This is a genomic window from Pseudomonas sp. Y39-6, assembly GCF_023651955.1.
In the GTDB taxonomy this organism is placed as follows: Bacteria; Pseudomonadota; Gammaproteobacteria; order Pseudomonadales; family Pseudomonadaceae; genus Aquipseudomonas; species Aquipseudomonas veronii.
Window position 1 is genome coordinate 1,500,661 of the sequence record NZ_CP069594.1, and the last position, 15,289, is coordinate 1,515,949.

Here is a 15,289-nt window from a genome sequence, read left to right on the forward strand (position 1 = left end):
TGTTGGCCGTCAGGCCTTATTGATTACGTGAGGACTTTAATGGACGAGAACAAGAAGAAAGCCTTGGCTGCGGCCCTGGGTCAGATCGAACGTCAATTCGGCAAGGGTGCCGTAATGCGTATGGGCGATCACGACCGTCAGGCGATCCCGGCTATTTCCACTGGCTCTCTGGGTCTGGACATCGCGCTCGGCATTGGCGGCCTGCCAAAAGGCCGTATCGTTGAAATCTACGGTCCTGAATCTTCCGGTAAAACCACCCTGACGCTGTCGGTGATTGCCCAGGCGCAAAAGATGGGCGCGACCTGCGCGTTCGTCGACGCCGAGCACGCCCTGGACCCTGAATACGCCGGCAAGCTGGGCGTGAATGTTGACGACCTGCTGGTTTCCCAGCCGGACACCGGTGAGCAAGCCCTGGAAATCACCGACATGCTGGTGCGCTCCAACGCCATCGACGTGATCGTGGTCGACTCAGTGGCGGCCCTGGTGCCAAAAGCTGAAATCGAAGGCGAAATGGGCGACATGCACGTCGGCCTGCAGGCCCGTCTGATGTCCCAGGCGCTGCGTAAAATCACCGGTAACATCAAGAACGCCAACTGCCTGGTGATCTTCATCAACCAGATCCGGATGAAGATCGGCGTCATGTTCGGCAGCCCGGAAACCACCACCGGTGGTAACGCGCTGAAGTTCTACGCGTCGGTCCGTCTGGACATCCGCCGTACCGGCGCGGTGAAGGAAGGTGACGAGGTTGTCGGTAGCGAAACCCGCGTCAAAGTCGTTAAGAACAAAGTGGCCCCGCCATTCCGTCAGGCTGAGTTCCAGATCCTCTACGGCAAGGGTATCTACCTGAACGGCGAGATGATCGACCTGGGTGTGCTGCACGGTTTCGTCGAGAAATCCGGTGCCTGGTATGCCTACAACGGCAGCAAGATCGGTCAGGGCAAGGCCAACTCGGCTAAGTTCCTGGCGGACAACCCGGATGTCGCCGCCGCGCTTGAGAAGCAGATCCGCGACAAGCTGCTGACCCCCGCGCCGGACGTGAAAGCTGCAGCCAACCGTGCGCCGGTTGACGAAATGGAAGAAGTCGACACTGACGTCTGAAGCAAACGATGACCGTTGTGCTGGATACACTCGTCGCCGTTCGGCGCACTGCGATGGACCTGCTCGCGCGTCGCGAGCATGGTCGAGTCGAACTGACGCGTAAACTGCGTCAGCGCGGTGCGTCCGCTGAGATGATCGACACTGCCCTCGACCGGTTGACGGAAGAAGGGCTGCTGTCGGAAGCCCGTTACCTCGAAAGTTTTGTGTCCTACCGAGCGCGCTCCGGCTACGGCCCCGCGCGAATTCGTGAAGAGCTGAGCCAGCGCGGCCTGCAACGCGCCGACATCGACCTCGCCCTGCGCGAGTGCGGTATCAGCTGGCAGTCACAGCTGGAAGATACCTGGCGTCGCAAGTTTTCTGGGCATCTTCCGATTGATGCCAGGGAACGCGCGAAACAAGGGCGCTTCCTGAGTTATCGCGGGTTTTCGATGGAAATGATCAACCGGTTGTTCAGCGGTCGGGACATGGACGACTGAACAACGCAAAAAATAAAAGGCCCGCTATGAAAATAGCGGGCCTTTTTTTTGCTCAAAAATCACGCCGGCTCCGGCGCCACCCGTTGTTGTGTCTTGCCCTGAGCCTGCGCCCAGTTCTCCGGCAAGTTGATGTAGTCCACCAACTCCCGCAACCGGCCCTGATCACGCCCGTTGAAGTTGAACACCAGTCGCGTCAGATGACTGAACTGCGGCTCATCGTGCTCTTCTCCGGTGTAGGCGAGCTGCTGAAAGTCTCCACTCAGTCGCAGGCTGGCGAACTCTTTTTGCACCTGAGCCAGCGCCCGCTCACTGAGCGGATGATTCATGCGTATCACAAACTCACGCTTCAGCCAGCGGGTAGAGTGGAAGTTGGCATAAAACTGGTTGATCTCGTCTACCGCAGCTTCAGCGCTGTACACCAGGCGCATCAGCTTCAGGTCGGTAGGCAGCACATAGCGATTGGCTTCCAACTGGCTGCGGATAAAGTCCAGGGCGCCTTGCCAGAAACCGCCACCTGGCGCATCGAGTAACACCACCGGCACCAGTGGGCTCTTGCCGGTCTGGATCAGCGTCAGTACTTCAAGCGCTTCATCCAGGGTGCCGAAACCGCCGGGGCACAACACCAGCGCATCGGCCTCCTTGACGAAGAACAGCTTGCGCGTAAAGAAGAAGTGGAACGACAGCAGGTTCTCGGTGCCGTCGATGGTCGGGTTGGCATGCTGTTCGAACGGCAGGGTAATGTTGAAGCCCAGGCTGTGCTCCAGGCCGGCACCTTCGTGGGCGGCGGCCATGATCCCGCCGCCGCCGCCGGTGATCACCATCAGATCGGAGCGCGCCAGTGCCGCGCCCACTTCCCGGGCCAGGGCATAGAGCGGGCTTTCCACCGGCGTGCGCGCCGAGCCGAACACCGTCACTTTGCGCCGCCCCTTGAACTGTTCCAGCACGCGGAAGGCGTGGTCCAGTTCGCGGATGGCTTGCAAGGTGATTTTGGCGTTCCAGCGGCTGCGGTCGTCCTGTGCCATGCGTAGCGCGGTGAGGATCATGTCGCGATAAAGGGGGATATTCGGGCTGTTGGGTGCGATCAACTGGAGTTGAGCTTCGACCTGCTGCGTGAGGTCGACCCCGTTTGCTTCAAAATGCTGGAGCAGGCGGTCATTCGGTTCGTAAGGCATTCAACTTCTCCTTCTTCACAGAGCCTGGGCGGGCGGCGAAATGTTCGTCCGTGGCCACGACACTGCATGTGTCGCTGCATGCCCATGGCATTGCACAGTGTTCGCCAAGCGGCAAAGCGCGACTCTGTATGTTCCTTGTGATTTAAAAACCTTTGCACTGCACATGGCAGGAGGACAACTCTGTTTTGCCCTGAAAATGTTACAGAACAGCATGGGAACTGGGCTGAGCGGGTTGTGGGAATGAGACGATCATGGGCCGAAAAACCCTTGGCTGGCAACCGCTTATTGGTCTCACGTCACCGCGTGCAGCGTTCGGCGGCAAACACAAACGAGGGAATTGCGCGCCACTGGACAGCAGCGCGCGGCGGGGCATGCGCGAGTTACTTTTTCTTCTTCGCCGCAGTCGGTGCCGGGCAGTCTGCTTCGACGAATTTCACCGAAGCCACCGGGCGGTTGGTCTTGTTTTCGGTGATCTCGTAGCGCATCACCGCGCCCTTGGCCATCAGCTCGCGGTAGCCGTGGTTCAGGCACACGCTTTGTCCGAGCTGGAAATACACCGCCTTGGGGTTGGCACGCATCTGTTCGGCACGATCGGGCAGCACGCTGAGGTGATCGATCAACTGCATGCCTTCAACGGTGTAGGCGACTTCCAGGGTTTTTTCATCGATTTCCCGGGGCAGGTCTTTGTTGCTTTCAGCCGCGACGCTTTGCAGCTTCTTGTTCATTTGGGCCTCCAGCAGCGAGGCCGCCTGGGCGCCAACAGGCAAGACCAGCGCGAGGGCGACGGATGGGGCGACAAGACGCAGCATGGAACGCAGCATGAAACTCTCCTGATTCGGTTACTGGTGCATAGACCAGCCACTGGGCTGTGCGTTCAGTGGCGCGCAATTATAGGTGAGCCCTGGCCGGTACAGCCAGGCGTATTGCTGGGAAGTGCGTGTGGCTCTGGTAAACTGCGGCCACTTAAGCCTTCCTCGAGTTCCCCCAGTGTCGATTTTCCTTTCCGTGCGGCGCATCCGATGAGCCACGCCGTCTCTCGTCTGCGTACCCAGCGCCTGGCGCGCGCCATCAGGCCTTTCGTCAATCGGGGTTCGCGTGCCGAGCGCTGCCCCGGCTGCCGGGTGATCCCCGCGTATTGCTTGTGTGCCTGGCGGCCCAAGGTCCAGGCCCGGTCTGCGATGTGCCTGTTGATGCACGACGTCGAACCGATGAAGCCCAGCAACACCGGCTGGCTGATCGCCGATGTGATTGACGACACCAGCGCGTTCGCCTGGTCACGCACCGAGGTCGACCCCGGGCTGCTCACTTTGCTGGCTGATCCGCAGTGGCAACCCTACATCGTGTTCCCCGGCGAATTCGTCGCGCCGGAACGGGTTGTCAGTGAGGTCAAGGTGGGGGAGGGCAAGCGCCCGCTGTTTATCCTGCTGGACGGCACGTGGAGCGAAGCGCGCAAGATGTTCCGCAAAAGTCCCTATTTGGAGCATTTGCCGGTCCTCAGCCTGGCCCCCGAGCAGCTGTCGCGCTACAAACTGCGTCGTTCCAAGCGGGATGATCATTTTTGCACCGCCGAAGTCGCCGCGCTGTGCCTGGAGCTGGCCGACGACGGCGCGGCCAGCGAAGTACTGGACGCTTACCTCGACGTGTTCAGCACCCATTATCTGGCCGCCAAGTTCCAGTTGCCGCTGGACTCGACGGATATCGTCCATACTCGTCTAGCGCCCTACATCCCGGCGGTATAACCAGACGACGTTTGCATGATGGCACCGTAAATCCGACAACCGCTAAACTGCCCATTGGCGTAGTGCTTGACCACCCAGGCTACGCTGGGCATGCTGGGCGCCGATCAGGGCGCAACCGTGAATTTCCAACGTCGTTTCAGGTGCTTTTGACGTTGAGCATGCCCTGTGGTGATGGCTGCCTGGCCGTTACCTTGTGTATTGGCGAACCCTGAACCCATCAGGGCTGCCATAAAAAACAGGATCATTTAATCAATGGCCACATACGAAATCCTGATAGCTGATGACCACCCGCTGTTTCGCAGTGCGCTGCATCAGGCAGTAACGCTGGGCTTGGGCCCCGATGTCCGTCTGGTTGAAGTGGCCAGCATTGCCGAGCTGGAAACCCGCCTCACCGAAAAATCCGACTGGGACCTGGTGCTGCTCGACCTGAACATGCCTGGCGCCTATGGGTTTTCGGGGCTGGTGCTGTTGCGCGGGCAATACCCGCAGATTCCCGTGGTGATGGTCTCGGCTCAGGAAGAAGCCGATGTGGTGGTGCGCTCCAAGGAGTTTGGCGCCAGCGGTTTCATTCCCAAATCGAGCTCCATGGAAAAGATCCAGAAAGCCGTGCGCGCGGTGCTGGAGGGCGATGTGTCCTGGCCGCCGCAAGCGTTTGAAGAGATCAACGTGTCCGACGAAGCCAAGGCTGCCCGCGATGGCCTGGCCAGCTTGACGCCCCAGCAGTTCCGGGTGCTCACCATGGTCTGCGAAGGCTTGTTGAACAAGCAGATCGCTTACGAGTTAAGCGTGTCGGAAGCGACCATCAAGGCCCACGTCACCGCGATCTTTCGCAAGCTGGGGGTGCGAACGCGAACCCAGGCGGCGTTGCTCTTGCAACAACTTGAGTCAATTTCGCAGCATTAAGCTATTGTCGATTCACGCTTTTTTGACTTTGCGTGATCTAGTTTTCCCACTTCTTTGGTTCAGTTGCCTACATCTATGTCGCCTTTCAAGGGTCAAACCGGTATCAAACGTATCTTTAACGCAGGGGGCTATTCCCTGGATGGCCTGCGCGCAGCCTTCACCGGTGAGGCGGCCTTCCGTCAGTTGGTGTTGCTGAACGTCATCCTGATCCCGCTGAGTTTTTTCCTGCATGTCAGCCGCGTCGAACGGGCGCTGTTGATCGCGGTGTGCCTGCTTGCGTTGATCGTCGAGTTGCTCAACTCGGCCGTGGAAGCGGCCATCGACCGCATTTCCCTGGACCGTCACCCACTGTCGAAAAACGCCAAGGACATGGGCAGCGCCGCGCAATTCGTGGCACTGACCATGATCACCCTGGTGTGGGCCGTGATCCTGATCTAAGCCTCAGGCAATGTTCGGCAGCACGATTTCGTCGCTGCGCTGAACCCCGGCGGTGAAGGCGCGGCACAGCTCGAGAAACTCGCGCATCGCCGAGGTCTGGTACTTCTGCTTGTGCCAGATGAAGTAGAACTGCCGGGCCAGGTCCAGGTCCGGGGTTTCTACCGGCACCAGGCTGCCGCGGCGGAAAGCATCGCGCAGCGCCAGCCGGGAAATGCAGCCAATCCCCAGCCCCGACTCCACCGCACGCTTGATCGCCTCGGTGTGTTCCAGCTCGAGGCGAATGTTCAGCGCGCTGCGATGATGGCGCATGGCCTGATCAAAGGTCAGGCGCGTGCCCGAGCCCTGTTCGCGCAGGATCCACGCTTCGTGGGTCAATTCTTCCATGCTGGCGACACCGCGCTGGGCCAGGTGATGCTGAGGCGCGCAAAATACCACCAGCTCATCTTCCACCCAGGTCTGCACTTCGATATCCGGGTGGCTGCAGTCGCCTTCGATTAGACCCAAGTCAATTTCATAATGCGCAACCTGGTGCACGATATGTGCAGTGTTCTGCACGTGCAGCTTCACCTGGCTCTCGGGGTGCTGCTGCATGAAGCTGCCGATCAGCAGCGTGGCCAGGTAATTGCCGATGGTCAGCGTGGCGCCGACGGCCAGTGAACCGAAGCCAGACTTGCCGTTGAGCAGGTCTTCGATCTCCTTGGCCTGGTCCAGCAGGGCTACCGCCTGGGGCAACAACTGACGGCCGAGGGCGTTGAGGCTCAGGCGTTTACCCGCCCGGTCGAATAACTGGCAGCTGGATTGACGCTCCAGCTCGGTGATTGAGGTGCTGGCGGCGGATTGAGATAAGGCCAGAAGGCCAGCAGCGCGTGAGACGCTTTCCTGCTGGGCGACGGCGACGAAGACTTGCAGCTGACGGAGAGTAAATCGCATATCGATATAACCGATAACCCTTATCTTAATAATCCAGTTAACAGATATTGTCGCCGCCATTAGAATGCTGTGCAATTGCGCACTTATCATTTTGGCGCAGACCCATCTCCAGGAGTCCCCCGTACATGAGCAACATGAACCACGAGCGTGTCCTCAGTGTTCATCACTGGAACGACACTCTGTTCAGCTTCAAGTGCACCCGCGATCCGGGCTTGCGCTTCGAGAACGGTCAGTTCGTGATGATCGGCCTGCAACAACCCAACGGCCGCCCGCTCATGCGCGCTTATTCGATTGCCAGCCCGAACTGGGAAGAGCATCTGGAGTTCTTCAGCATCAAGGTGCCTGATGGCCCGCTGACTTCCCAGTTGCAGCATCTGAAGGAAGGCGACGAGATCATCATCAGCAAAAAACCGACAGGCACCCTGGTGCTTGACGATTTGAAGCCGGGTAAACACCTGTACCTGCTCAGCACCGGTACCGGCCTTGCGCCATTTATGAGCGTGATCCAGGACCCGGAAACCTACGAGCGTTTCGAAAAAGTGATCCTGTGCCACGGCGTGCGTTACGTCAACGAAGTCGCCTACCGCGAATTCATCACCAAGCACCTGCCGCAGAATGAGTTCTTCGGCGAAGCCCTGCGTGAAAAGTTGATCTACTACCCCACCGTGACCCGCGAACCGTTCGAAAACCAAGGCCGTCTGACCGACCTGATGCGCAGTGGCAAGCTGTTCCGCGATATCGGCCTGCCACCGATCAACCCCCAGGACGACCGCGCCATGCTGTGCGGCAGCCCAAGCATGTTGGACGAGACCAGCGAAGTGTTGAACAGCTTCGGCCTGAAAGTTTCGCCACGCATGCGTGAGCCGGGTGACTACCTGATCGAACGCGCCTTCGTCGAGAAGTAAACGCGGTCAAAAAAATGTGGGAGGGGGCTTGCTCCCGATTGCTGAGTGTCAGTCAATGCATCCGGTGACTGACCCGCCGCTATCGGGAGCAAGCTCCCTCCCACATTGGTTTTTGGTTTATTTAGCTGCAATCACTTCCAGCACACAGATGACGCCCGCCTCGGGATAGTGCCAGCGCACATCCACGTCCCAGAACTGCGCGCCATATTCCCGCTCGGGCCCGGGCGTTTGATAGGCCGGCCGCGGGTCTTGCGCCAAACACTGTTCGATCAACGCCACCAGCGGTTCAGCAAGGCGCTGAGCGTGGTCTTGCGCCTGGTGCAGAGCCGTCTTCAGCCACTGCACGGGAATCAGTGGCGGCGTGCCATTGGCGATGCCGTTGGCGGCGTTGTCGACAATGTCGGCATACGGCACATACGGCTTGATATCCAGCACCGGCGTGCCATCGAGCAGATCGATCCCGGAGATCCACAACCGGCCCGGTTCGACCTTGTCCAGCTTCACCACCGACTGGCCAATCCCGTTGGGCCGATGGGTCGCACGGGTGGCAAACACGCCCATGGACTTATTGCCGCCCAGACGGGGCGGGCGCACTTTCAGGCGGGGTTTGTCTTCCAGGGCCCGGTGGAACAGAAACAGCAGCCACACATGGCTGACCTGCTCCAGGCCCTGCACCGCCTCGCCGTGGTCGAACGGCGCGACCAGCTCCAGCACGCCGCGGGCGGCAGGCGCCAGTTGCGGTTGGCGCGGGATGGCGAACTTCTCCTTGAAGCAGGAGCGCACGAAGCCGACGGGAGAGACCTGGTAACTCATGGCTTACGCGCGAACCCGCAGGGTCAGGCCCTTGAGGAAGTTGCGCAGCAACTGGTCGCCGCAGGTGCGGTAATTGGTGTGACCGAACTTGCGGAACAGCGCGCTCAGCTCAGGCTTGGACACCGGGAACTCGGCAGCCTTGAGGATGGCGTGCATGTCGTCTTCCTTCAGTTCGAAGGCCACGCGCAGCTTCTTGAGGATGATGTTGTTGGTCACCGGGGTTTCGATCGGTTGCGGCGGACGGCTGTCGTCCTTGCCGCGCTTGAAAATCACCAGGCCGTCAAGGAAGTGCGCCATGACCTCGTCCGGGCAGAACACAAAGCCTTCTTCCTCGTCTTTCTTGAGGTAAGTCAGCAGGTCTTCCTTGGTCACGTCCATGCCGCCGAGTTTGATCAGCTCGACCATCTTGTTGTCGCTGATGTCGAGCATGTAGCGCACGCTGCGCAGTACGTCGTTGTGAATCATGGTGGGCAATCCTGGTTTTCAACGGTGGACACCGCCCACGCAGGCGGTGTCGAAAAAGGGGGAGTGGCTCAGAACTTCTCTTTGCCGGACAGGTAACGCCATTGGCCGACCGGCACCTTGCCGATGGACACGCCGCCGATGCGGATACGACGGATGGCGATGACTTTCAAGCCGACAGCTTCGCAGAACAAGGCGATCACCCCCGGTTGCGGGTTTTTCATCGCAAAGCGCAGGCGGTTTTCGTTCTGCCAGCTGGCTTTCACCGGTGGCAGCTCTTTGCCTTTGTAGGTCAGGCCATGGTTGAGGCGGTTCAGGCCGTGAGCAACCATGTCACCTTCGACCTCCACCACGTATTCCTGCTCGATCTTGGCGGCATCGGCGGTCAGTTTGCGCAGAATCTTCCAATCCTGGGTGAACACCAGCAGGCCGCTGGCCTTGGCTTGCAGGTCAGCGCTGGCGGTCAGGCGCAGGAAGTGACCCTTGAGCGGGCGCTTGCTGAAGCGGTGTTCTTCCGACAGCGTTTCGGCGCTGATCGACGCCATTGCCGTCTCGGCATCCACGCCCACCGGCGCGTGCAGCAGGATGGTCACAGGCTCTGGCGCGGTGGCCTTGGCCTCGGGGTCCAGTTCGACCTTCTGAGTGGTGACCTTGAACTGTGGCTCGTCGATCACTTCACCGTCCACCGAGACCCAGCCGCCTTCGATAAACAGCTCAGCCTCCCGACGGGAGCAACCGACCAGTTCGATAAGGCGTTTGGAGAGGCGTATGGGGTCAGTCATGACAAGGGCCGTAGCAAAAGGGGGCCGCTATTGTACCTGTGTGGGCGCGGTTAATCCCGGCCCCATTTCATTTAGCCCCGACGCGCCTCTTGCTGCACCTGGCGCAAACGCATGTGCAGCAGCGGATAAGGCTGCCCCAGGCCATCATGCTCCGTGCGGCCGATGACTTCAAAGCCTTGCTTGAAGTAAAAGCCCAGCGCCTGCGGGTTCTGTTCGTTGACGTCCAGCTCATCGGCGTTCATGCGCTCGATCGCGTAACGCAGCAATTGCCGGCCGAGGCCCTGGCCACGGTGCTGCGGGTCGATGAACAGCATCTCGACCTTGCCCGCGGCCACCCCGGCGAACCCGGTGATGCGCTGGCGCGTGTCCTTGGTGCAGATCAGCATCACCGCATCGAGGTAGCGGGTCAGCACCAGGTTTTTCAGCAGCGTGATGTAGCTGTCCGGCAGAAAGTCATGGGTGGCGCGCACCGACGCCTCCCAGATCCGCGCCAACTCGGCGTAGTCGCTGGTTTTTGGGGTGTGGATAACCGAATGCTGACGCATGCCCGCTGCCCTTTGTGGATGTTCGGTGTCGATGGGCAAAACGATAGACCTAAAAAAGCCCCGCATCTTGTCCAGAAGCAGGGCTTTTTCACTTTTTTATCCGCGCCTGATGCGATCAGTCGCGCTTTTCGGCCCACAGGTCGTATTCGTCGGCATCGGTCACGGTGCACCAGACCTTGTCACCCGGCTTCAAACCGCTGGCATCGTCGATAAATACGTTACCGTCGATTTCCGGGGCGTCGAAGAAGCAGCGGCCTACGGCGCCTTGCTCGTCGACTTCGTCGATCAGCACTTCGATTTCCTTGCCGATGCGCAGTTGCAGGCGCGCCGAGCTGATCGCCTGCTGGTGCGCCATGAAGCGCTCCCAACGGTCTTGCTTGACGTCATCCGGTACTACGGCCAGGTCCAGCAGGTTGGCCGGGGCGCCTTCGACCGGCGAGTACTGGAAGCAGCCGACGCGGTCCAGTTGGGCTTCGGTCAGCCAGTCGAGCAGGTACTGGAAGTCTTCTTCGGTTTCGCCCGGGAAGCCGACGATGAAGGTCGAACGGATGATCAGTTCCGGGCAGATCTCGCGCCAGTTCTTGATGCGCGCCAGGGTCTTGTCTTCGAAGGCCGGGCGTTTCATGGCCTTGAGCACTTTCGGGCTGGCGTGCTGGAACGGGATGTCCAGGTACGGCAGGATCTTGCCGGCGGCCATCAACGGGATCAACTCGTCCACGTGCGGGTACGGGTACACGTAATGCAGGCGCACCCACACGCCCAGGCTGCTGAGGGCTTCGCACAGCTCGGTCATGCGGGTTTTCACCGGCGCACCGTTCCAGAAGCCGGTGCGGTATTTCACGTCGACGCCGTAGGCGCTGGTGTCCTGGGAGATCACCAGCAGCTCTTTAACGCCAGATTTGACCAGGCGCTGGGCTTCGTCCAGCACATCGCCCACCGGGCGGCTGACCAGCTTGCCGCGCATCGACGGGATGATGCAGAAGCTGCAACTGTGGTTGCAGCCTTCGGAAATCTTCAGGTACGCGTAGTGGCGCGGGGTCAGCTTGATGCCTTGCGGCGGCACCAGGTCGATCAGCGGGTTGTGGTCCTGGCGCGGCGGCACCACTTGATGCACGGCGTTGACCACCTGCTCGTACTGCTGCGGACCGGTCACGGCCAGCACGCTCGGGTGTACGTTGCGGATATTGCCTTCTTCCACGCCCATGCAGCCGGTGACGATGACCTTGCCGTTTTCCTTGATGGCCTCGCCGATCACTTCCAGGGATTCCGCCTTGGCCGAGTCGATGAAGCCGCAGGTGTTGACCACCACCACGTCCGCGTCCTGGTAAGTGGACACGACGTCATAACCTTCCATGCGCAGTTGCGTCAGGATGCGTTCGGAGTCGACCAGAGCCTTCGGGCAGCCCAGGGAAACAAAGCCGACCTTGGGGTTGGCTTTTGCGATGGTGGTGGACATGTCTAACCTCGGTATTGAATGACGCCGCCAGTCGGGCACGACAAGGCGGTAGACGGGCACTTAGCGCGCTCGTAAAAGAGCATGCTTTTGTGCCTCTGATCAAAAAGTGCGCAATTCTAGCGACGGGCAACGCACTTGACCAGCTTTATGCAGGGAAATACGACGAGTGCTGCGCTATGCTTCGCGCCGTTGCGAACGGGTGAAATCCTTGGGTCAACAAAACGTCTGTTACGAGAAGTAAAACAGCGCATGCTAAGGTCAGCTTAGATGCGTTGTTTATAAGAGACCTCAGGTCATAGGGCAGGAGTGGTTGATGGGTCAGGCAAGTAGTCAGGCAGCGGGTGCCGAGCATTCCAATGCCAAGCCGATTGGCATGCTGGTGGCAGCGGTCGGGGTGGTTTATGGCGATATCGGGACCAGCCCGCTCTATACCCTTAAAGAGGTGTTCGGTGGAGGGTATGGGGTTCAGGTCAACCATGATGGTGTGTTGGGGATACTGGCGCTGATCTTCTGGTCGCTGATCTGGGTCGTTTCGATCAAGTACGTGTTGTTCATCCTGCGCGCCGATAACCAGGGCGAGGGCGGGATCATGGCCCTCACTGCGTTGGCGCGGCGAGCGGCGTCGCCGTATCCGAAGCTGCGTTCGGTGCTGGTGATTCTCGGGTTGATCGGCGCTGCGCTGTTTTACGGCGACAGCATGATCACCCCGGCAATCTCGGTGCTCTCGGCGGTAGAAGGCCTGGAACTGGCCTTCGAAGGGCTTGAACGCTGGGTCGTACCGCTGTCGCTGGTGGTGCTGGTGGGGCTGTTCCTGATCCAGAAACATGGCACCGACCGTATCGGCAAGCTGTTCGGGCCGGTCATGGTGTTGTGGTTCCTGGTGCTGGCGGGCCTGGGCGTGCATGGCATCAGCCAGCATCCGGAAGTGCTCAACGCATTGAACCCGGTGTGGGGTGTGCGTTTCTTCATGGTCCACCCTGGCATGGGTGTGGCGATTCTCGGCGCCGTGGTGCTGGCATTGACCGGTGCCGAAGCGCTGTACGCCGACATGGGCCACTTCGGGCGTAAACCCATTGCGCGTGCCTGGTTCGCCCTGGTGCTGCCGGCGCTAGTGCTCAACTATTTCGGCCAAGGTGCGTTGCTGCTGGAAAACCCCGAAGCGGCGCGTAACCCGTTCTACCTGCTCGCACCGAGCTGGGCGCTGATTCCGTTGGTGGTGTTGTCTACCCTGGCCACAGTGATTGCGTCCCAGGCGGTGATTTCCGGCGCGTTCTCCCTGACCCGTCAGGCGATCCAACTGGGTTACATCCCGCGCATGCACATTCAGCATACGTCCAGCGCCGAACAGGGCCAGATCTATATCGGCGCGGTGAATTGGTCGCTGATGGTCGGCGTGATCCTGCTGGTGCTGGGCTTCGAGTCGTCCAACGCGCTGGCTTCGGCCTACGGCGTGGCGGTGACCGGCACCATGCTGATCACCAGCATCCTGGTGTCGGCAGTGATGCTGTTGCTGTGGAAATGGCCACCGGTGTTGGCGATTCCGGTGCTGATCGGTTTCCTGTTGGTCGACGGGCTGTTCTTCGCCGCCAACGTGCCGAAAATCGTCCAGGGCGGTGCATTCCCGGTATTGGCGGGGATTGTGCTGTTTATCCTGATGACGACGTGGAAACGCGGCAAGGAACTGCTGATGGACCGCCTCGACGAGGGCGGCCTGCCGCTGCCGATCTTTATCAGCAGTATCCGCGTGCAGCCGCCCCATCGCGTGCAGGGCACCGCGGTGTTCCTCACCGCGCGGCCCGACGCGGTGCCCCATGCGCTGTTGCATAACCTGCTGCATAACCAAGTGTTGCACGAGCAAGTGGTGTTGCTGACGGTGGTCTACGAAGACATTCCCCGCGTTCCCGCCGCACGGCGCTTCGAGGTGGATGCCTACGGCGAAGGGTTCTTCCGCGTGATCCTGCACTTCGGTTTCACCGATGAGCCGGACGTGCCCGAAGCGCTGAAGCTGTGCCACCTCGATGATCTGGATTTCAGCCCGATGCGTACCACGTACTTCCTCAGCCGCGAAACGGTCATCGCCTCGCGCATCAAAGGCATGGCCCGTTGGCGCGAAGGCTTGTTCGCGTTCATGTTGAAGAATGCCAACGGCAACCTGCGGTTCTTCAAACTCCCGGTCAACCGGGTGATCGAGCTGGGCACCCAGGTCGAAATGTAAGCGGTTGTTGGACGGGAGCCGGCAATCGGCTCCCGCTTTGTCTTCTGAACCCTGTGCAATCCCCCGTTGTCGACTAGGCTCTAAGCACTGTTGTGTAGGAGCGGGCTTGCCCGCGAAAAACCTTAACGGTAACGCGTCGATCCTGGATAAACGCGGCGCCCATGAGGCTTTCGCGAGCAAGCGCGCTCCTACAGAAGTGCCCAAAAAGCCAAGAAGAGGTGCGCCATGAGTCAGTTGCTCGAACCGTATACCCTGCGCCAATTGACCCTGCTCAATCGCATTGCCGTGTCGCCGATGTGCCAGTACTCCAGCGTCGATGGCCTGGCCAACGACTGGCACCTGGTCCACCTCGGCAGCCGCGCTGTCGGCGGGGCGGGGCTGATTTTCACCGAAGCCACCGCCGTGACTGCCGAGGGCCGTATCACCGCCGAAGACCTGGGCCTGTGGAACGACGCACAGATCGCCCCGCTGCAACGCATCACGCGCTTTATCACTGCCCAGGGCGCCGTGGCCGGGATTCAACTGGCTCACGCCGGGCGCAAGGCCAGCACCCATCGGCCGTGGATCGGCAAACACGGCAGCCTCAAGCCGCAAGACGGCGGCTGGGTGCCGGTGGGGCCCTCGCCGATTGCCTTTGACCCGAACCATACGCAGCCCAGGTCGCTGGACGAGGCGCAGATCGAGCAAGTGATCGCCGACTTCGTCGCCGCCGCCAAGCGCGCGTTGACCGCCGGTTTCAAAGTGGTGGAGATCCACGCCGCTCACGGTTACCTGCTGCATCAATTCCTCTCGCCCATCAGCAATCAGCGTCAGGACCAGTACGGCGGCACCTTTGAAAACCGTATCCGCCTGGTGCTGCAAGTCACCGAAGCGGTGCGCGAAGTCTGGCCGCAAGACCTGCCGCTGTTTGTGCGGGTGTCAGCCACCGATTGGGTGGAGGACGGCTGGAACCCCGATGAAACCGTGGAACTGGCACGTCGCCTGAAAGCTTTGGGAGTCGACCTGATCGACGTGTCCTCCGGCGGCACCGCCGCCAACGCCGAGATCCCCATCGGCCCCGGCTACCAGACGCGGTTTGCCGAGCGTGTGCGCAAAGAGTCGGGCATCGCTACCGGCACCGTGGGCATGATTACCGAGCCGGCCCAGGCCGAACACATCCTGCGCACCTGCCAGGCCGACATCATCTTCCTCGCCCGCGAGCTGCTGCGTGACCCGTATTGGCCATTGCATGCCGACGATGACCTGGGCGGGCACAAGGCGACCTGGCCGGCCCAGTACCAGCGGGCGACCCATCGGGAGCAGCCGATTCATGAGTCTGATCTCAGGGATTGAGCCTTCTTAGGTTCCAACAAAAC

16 protein-coding genes are annotated in these 15,289 nt (G+C 60.4%); 8 read left to right on the top strand and 8 right to left on the bottom strand.

Annotated elements, in window-relative coordinates:
- Positions 1-39: 39 nt before the first annotated feature.
- Together recA and recX are read left to right on the top strand one after the other, a co-directional pair.
- Positions 40-1,098, top strand: a complete 1,059-nt coding sequence (gene recA / locus JN756_RS06720; protein ID WP_017844661.1) for a recombinase RecA — start codon at positions 40-42, stop codon at positions 1,096-1,098.
- Positions 1,099-1,106: 8 nt separating this feature from the next.
- Positions 1,107-1,574: a recombination regulator RecX gene (recX, locus tag JN756_RS06725; RefSeq protein ID WP_017844662.1), complete on the top strand. Its 468-nt coding sequence runs from the start codon at positions 1,107-1,109 to the stop codon at positions 1,572-1,574.
- Between the two features lie 59 nt (positions 1,575-1,633).
- On the opposite strand, the gene JN756_RS06730 is transcribed toward recX, so the two are convergent.
- Complete coding sequence (locus JN756_RS06730) at positions 1,634-2,746, bottom strand: LOG family protein (protein ID WP_046384508.1); 1,113 nt, start codon at positions 2,744-2,746, stop codon at positions 1,634-1,636.
- Positions 2,747-3,126: 380 nt separating this feature from the next.
- Positions 3,127-3,567 (bottom strand): PA3611 family quorum-sensing-regulated virulence factor, encoded by a 441-nt coding sequence (locus JN756_RS06735; protein WP_046384507.1) that lies wholly within the window; start codon positions 3,565-3,567, stop codon positions 3,127-3,129.
- Positions 3,568-3,765: 198 nt separating this feature from the next.
- Here JN756_RS06735 and JN756_RS06740 point away from each other — a divergent pair, with 198 nt between their 5' ends.
- From JN756_RS06740 to JN756_RS06750, 3 genes are all read left to right on the top strand, one after another.
- The gene (locus tag JN756_RS06740; RefSeq protein ID WP_026139758.1) at positions 3,766-4,485 is read left to right on the top strand and encodes a tRNA-uridine aminocarboxypropyltransferase; all 720 of its coding nucleotides are present in this window, start codon (positions 3,766-3,768) and stop codon (positions 4,483-4,485) included.
- Positions 4,486-4,737: 252 nt separating this feature from the next.
- Entirely contained in the window at positions 4,738-5,388 is a 651-nt protein-coding gene (gene erdR / locus JN756_RS06745) for a response regulator transcription factor ErdR (RefSeq protein ID WP_057005803.1), read from the top strand.
- 75 nt (positions 5,389-5,463) lie between these two features.
- Positions 5,464-5,826: a diacylglycerol kinase gene (locus JN756_RS06750; protein WP_017137081.1), complete on the top strand. Its 363-nt coding sequence runs from the start codon at positions 5,464-5,466 to the stop codon at positions 5,824-5,826.
- 3 nt (positions 5,827-5,829) lie between these two features.
- Here the strand turns inward: JN756_RS06750 and JN756_RS06755 are convergent, their stop codons facing one another.
- On the bottom strand, positions 5,830-6,756 hold the full coding sequence (locus tag JN756_RS06755) for a LysR family transcriptional regulator (RefSeq protein ID WP_046384505.1): 927 nt from the start codon (positions 6,754-6,756) through the stop codon (positions 5,830-5,832).
- 125 nt (positions 6,757-6,881) lie between these two features.
- On the opposite strand from JN756_RS06755, the gene fpr reads away from it, so the two are divergent.
- The gene (gene fpr, locus JN756_RS06760; protein WP_017844669.1) at positions 6,882-7,661 is read left to right on the top strand and encodes a ferredoxin-NADP reductase; all 780 of its coding nucleotides are present in this window, start codon (positions 6,882-6,884) and stop codon (positions 7,659-7,661) included.
- A 117-nt stretch (positions 7,662-7,778) separates the two neighbouring features.
- Here the strand turns inward: fpr and tsaA are convergent, their stop codons facing one another.
- The 5 genes from tsaA to rimO all read right to left on the bottom strand — a co-directional run bounded on the left by tsaA (position 7,779) and on the right by rimO (position 11,719).
- The gene (gene tsaA, locus JN756_RS06765; protein WP_201021948.1) at positions 7,779-8,474 is read right to left on the bottom strand and encodes a tRNA (N6-threonylcarbamoyladenosine(37)-N6)-methyltransferase TrmO; all 696 of its coding nucleotides are present in this window, start codon (positions 8,472-8,474) and stop codon (positions 7,779-7,781) included.
- A gap of 3 nt (positions 8,475-8,477) precedes the next feature.
- On the bottom strand, positions 8,478-8,939 hold the full coding sequence (locus JN756_RS06770) for a YehS family protein (protein ID WP_017844671.1): 462 nt from the start codon (positions 8,937-8,939) through the stop codon (positions 8,478-8,480).
- A gap of 68 nt (positions 8,940-9,007) precedes the next feature.
- On the bottom strand, positions 9,008-9,718 hold the full coding sequence (locus tag JN756_RS06775) for an rRNA pseudouridine synthase (RefSeq protein ID WP_017844672.1): 711 nt from the start codon (positions 9,716-9,718) through the stop codon (positions 9,008-9,010).
- Between the two features lie 71 nt (positions 9,719-9,789).
- Entirely contained in the window at positions 9,790-10,263 is a 474-nt protein-coding gene (locus tag JN756_RS06780; protein WP_046384503.1) for a GNAT family N-acetyltransferase, read from the bottom strand.
- A gap of 115 nt (positions 10,264-10,378) precedes the next feature.
- On the bottom strand, positions 10,379-11,719 hold the full coding sequence (rimO, locus tag JN756_RS06785) for a 30S ribosomal protein S12 methylthiotransferase RimO (protein WP_046384502.1): 1,341 nt from the start codon (positions 11,717-11,719) through the stop codon (positions 10,379-10,381).
- A 313-nt stretch (positions 11,720-12,032) separates the two neighbouring features.
- Between rimO and JN756_RS06790 the strand changes: the two genes are divergently transcribed.
- Positions 12,033-13,934 (top strand): potassium transporter Kup, encoded by a 1,902-nt coding sequence (locus tag JN756_RS06790; RefSeq protein WP_057005801.1) that lies wholly within the window; start codon positions 12,033-12,035, stop codon positions 13,932-13,934.
- Positions 13,935-14,159: 225 nt separating this feature from the next.
- On the top strand, positions 14,160-15,266 hold the full coding sequence (locus JN756_RS06795) for an NADH:flavin oxidoreductase/NADH oxidase (RefSeq protein ID WP_046384500.1): 1,107 nt from the start codon (positions 14,160-14,162) through the stop codon (positions 15,264-15,266).
- The last annotated feature ends 23 nt before the right edge of the window (positions 15,267-15,289 follow it).

What these genes read in the sequence shown, in the direction of transcription:
- fpr (WP_017844669.1), top strand. Translation starts at nt 6,882, where the DNA reads ATGAGCAACATGAACCACGAGCGTGTCCTCAGTGTTCATCACTGGAAC.
- JN756_RS06780 (WP_046384503.1), bottom strand. Translation starts at nt 10,263, where the DNA reads ATGCGTCAGCATTCGGTTATCCACACCCCAAAAACCAGCGACTACGCC.
- tsaA (WP_201021948.1), bottom strand. Translation starts at nt 8,474, where the DNA reads ATGAGTTACCAGGTCTCTCCCGTCGGCTTCGTGCGCTCCTGCTTCAAG.
- recX (WP_017844662.1), top strand. Translation starts at nt 1,107, where the DNA reads ATGACCGTTGTGCTGGATACACTCGTCGCCGTTCGGCGCACTGCGATG.
- JN756_RS06735 (WP_046384507.1), bottom strand. Translation starts at nt 3,567, where the DNA reads ATGCTGCGTTCCATGCTGCGTCTTGTCGCCCCATCCGTCGCCCTCGCG.
- recA (WP_017844661.1), top strand. Translation starts at nt 40, where the DNA reads ATGGACGAGAACAAGAAGAAAGCCTTGGCTGCGGCCCTGGGTCAGATC.
- JN756_RS06795 (WP_046384500.1), top strand. Translation starts at nt 14,160, where the DNA reads ATGAGTCAGTTGCTCGAACCGTATACCCTGCGCCAATTGACCCTGCTC.
- JN756_RS06770 (WP_017844671.1), bottom strand. Translation starts at nt 8,939, where the DNA reads ATGATTCACAACGACGTACTGCGCAGCGTGCGCTACATGCTCGACATC.
- JN756_RS06740 (WP_026139758.1), top strand. Translation starts at nt 3,766, where the DNA reads ATGAGCCACGCCGTCTCTCGTCTGCGTACCCAGCGCCTGGCGCGCGCC.
- JN756_RS06775 (WP_017844672.1), bottom strand. Translation starts at nt 9,718, where the DNA reads ATGACTGACCCCATACGCCTCTCCAAACGCCTTATCGAACTGGTCGGT.
- JN756_RS06755 (WP_046384505.1), bottom strand. Translation starts at nt 6,756, where the DNA reads ATGCGATTTACTCTCCGTCAGCTGCAAGTCTTCGTCGCCGTCGCCCAG.
- JN756_RS06790 (WP_057005801.1), top strand. Translation starts at nt 12,033, where the DNA reads ATGGGTCAGGCAAGTAGTCAGGCAGCGGGTGCCGAGCATTCCAATGCC.
- erdR (WP_057005803.1), top strand. Translation starts at nt 4,738, where the DNA reads ATGGCCACATACGAAATCCTGATAGCTGATGACCACCCGCTGTTTCGC.
- JN756_RS06730 (WP_046384508.1), bottom strand. Translation starts at nt 2,746, where the DNA reads ATGCCTTACGAACCGAATGACCGCCTGCTCCAGCATTTTGAAGCAAAC.
- rimO (WP_046384502.1), bottom strand. Translation starts at nt 11,719, where the DNA reads ATGTCCACCACCATCGCAAAAGCCAACCCCAAGGTCGGCTTTGTTTCC.
- JN756_RS06750 (WP_017137081.1), top strand. Translation starts at nt 5,464, where the DNA reads ATGTCGCCTTTCAAGGGTCAAACCGGTATCAAACGTATCTTTAACGCA.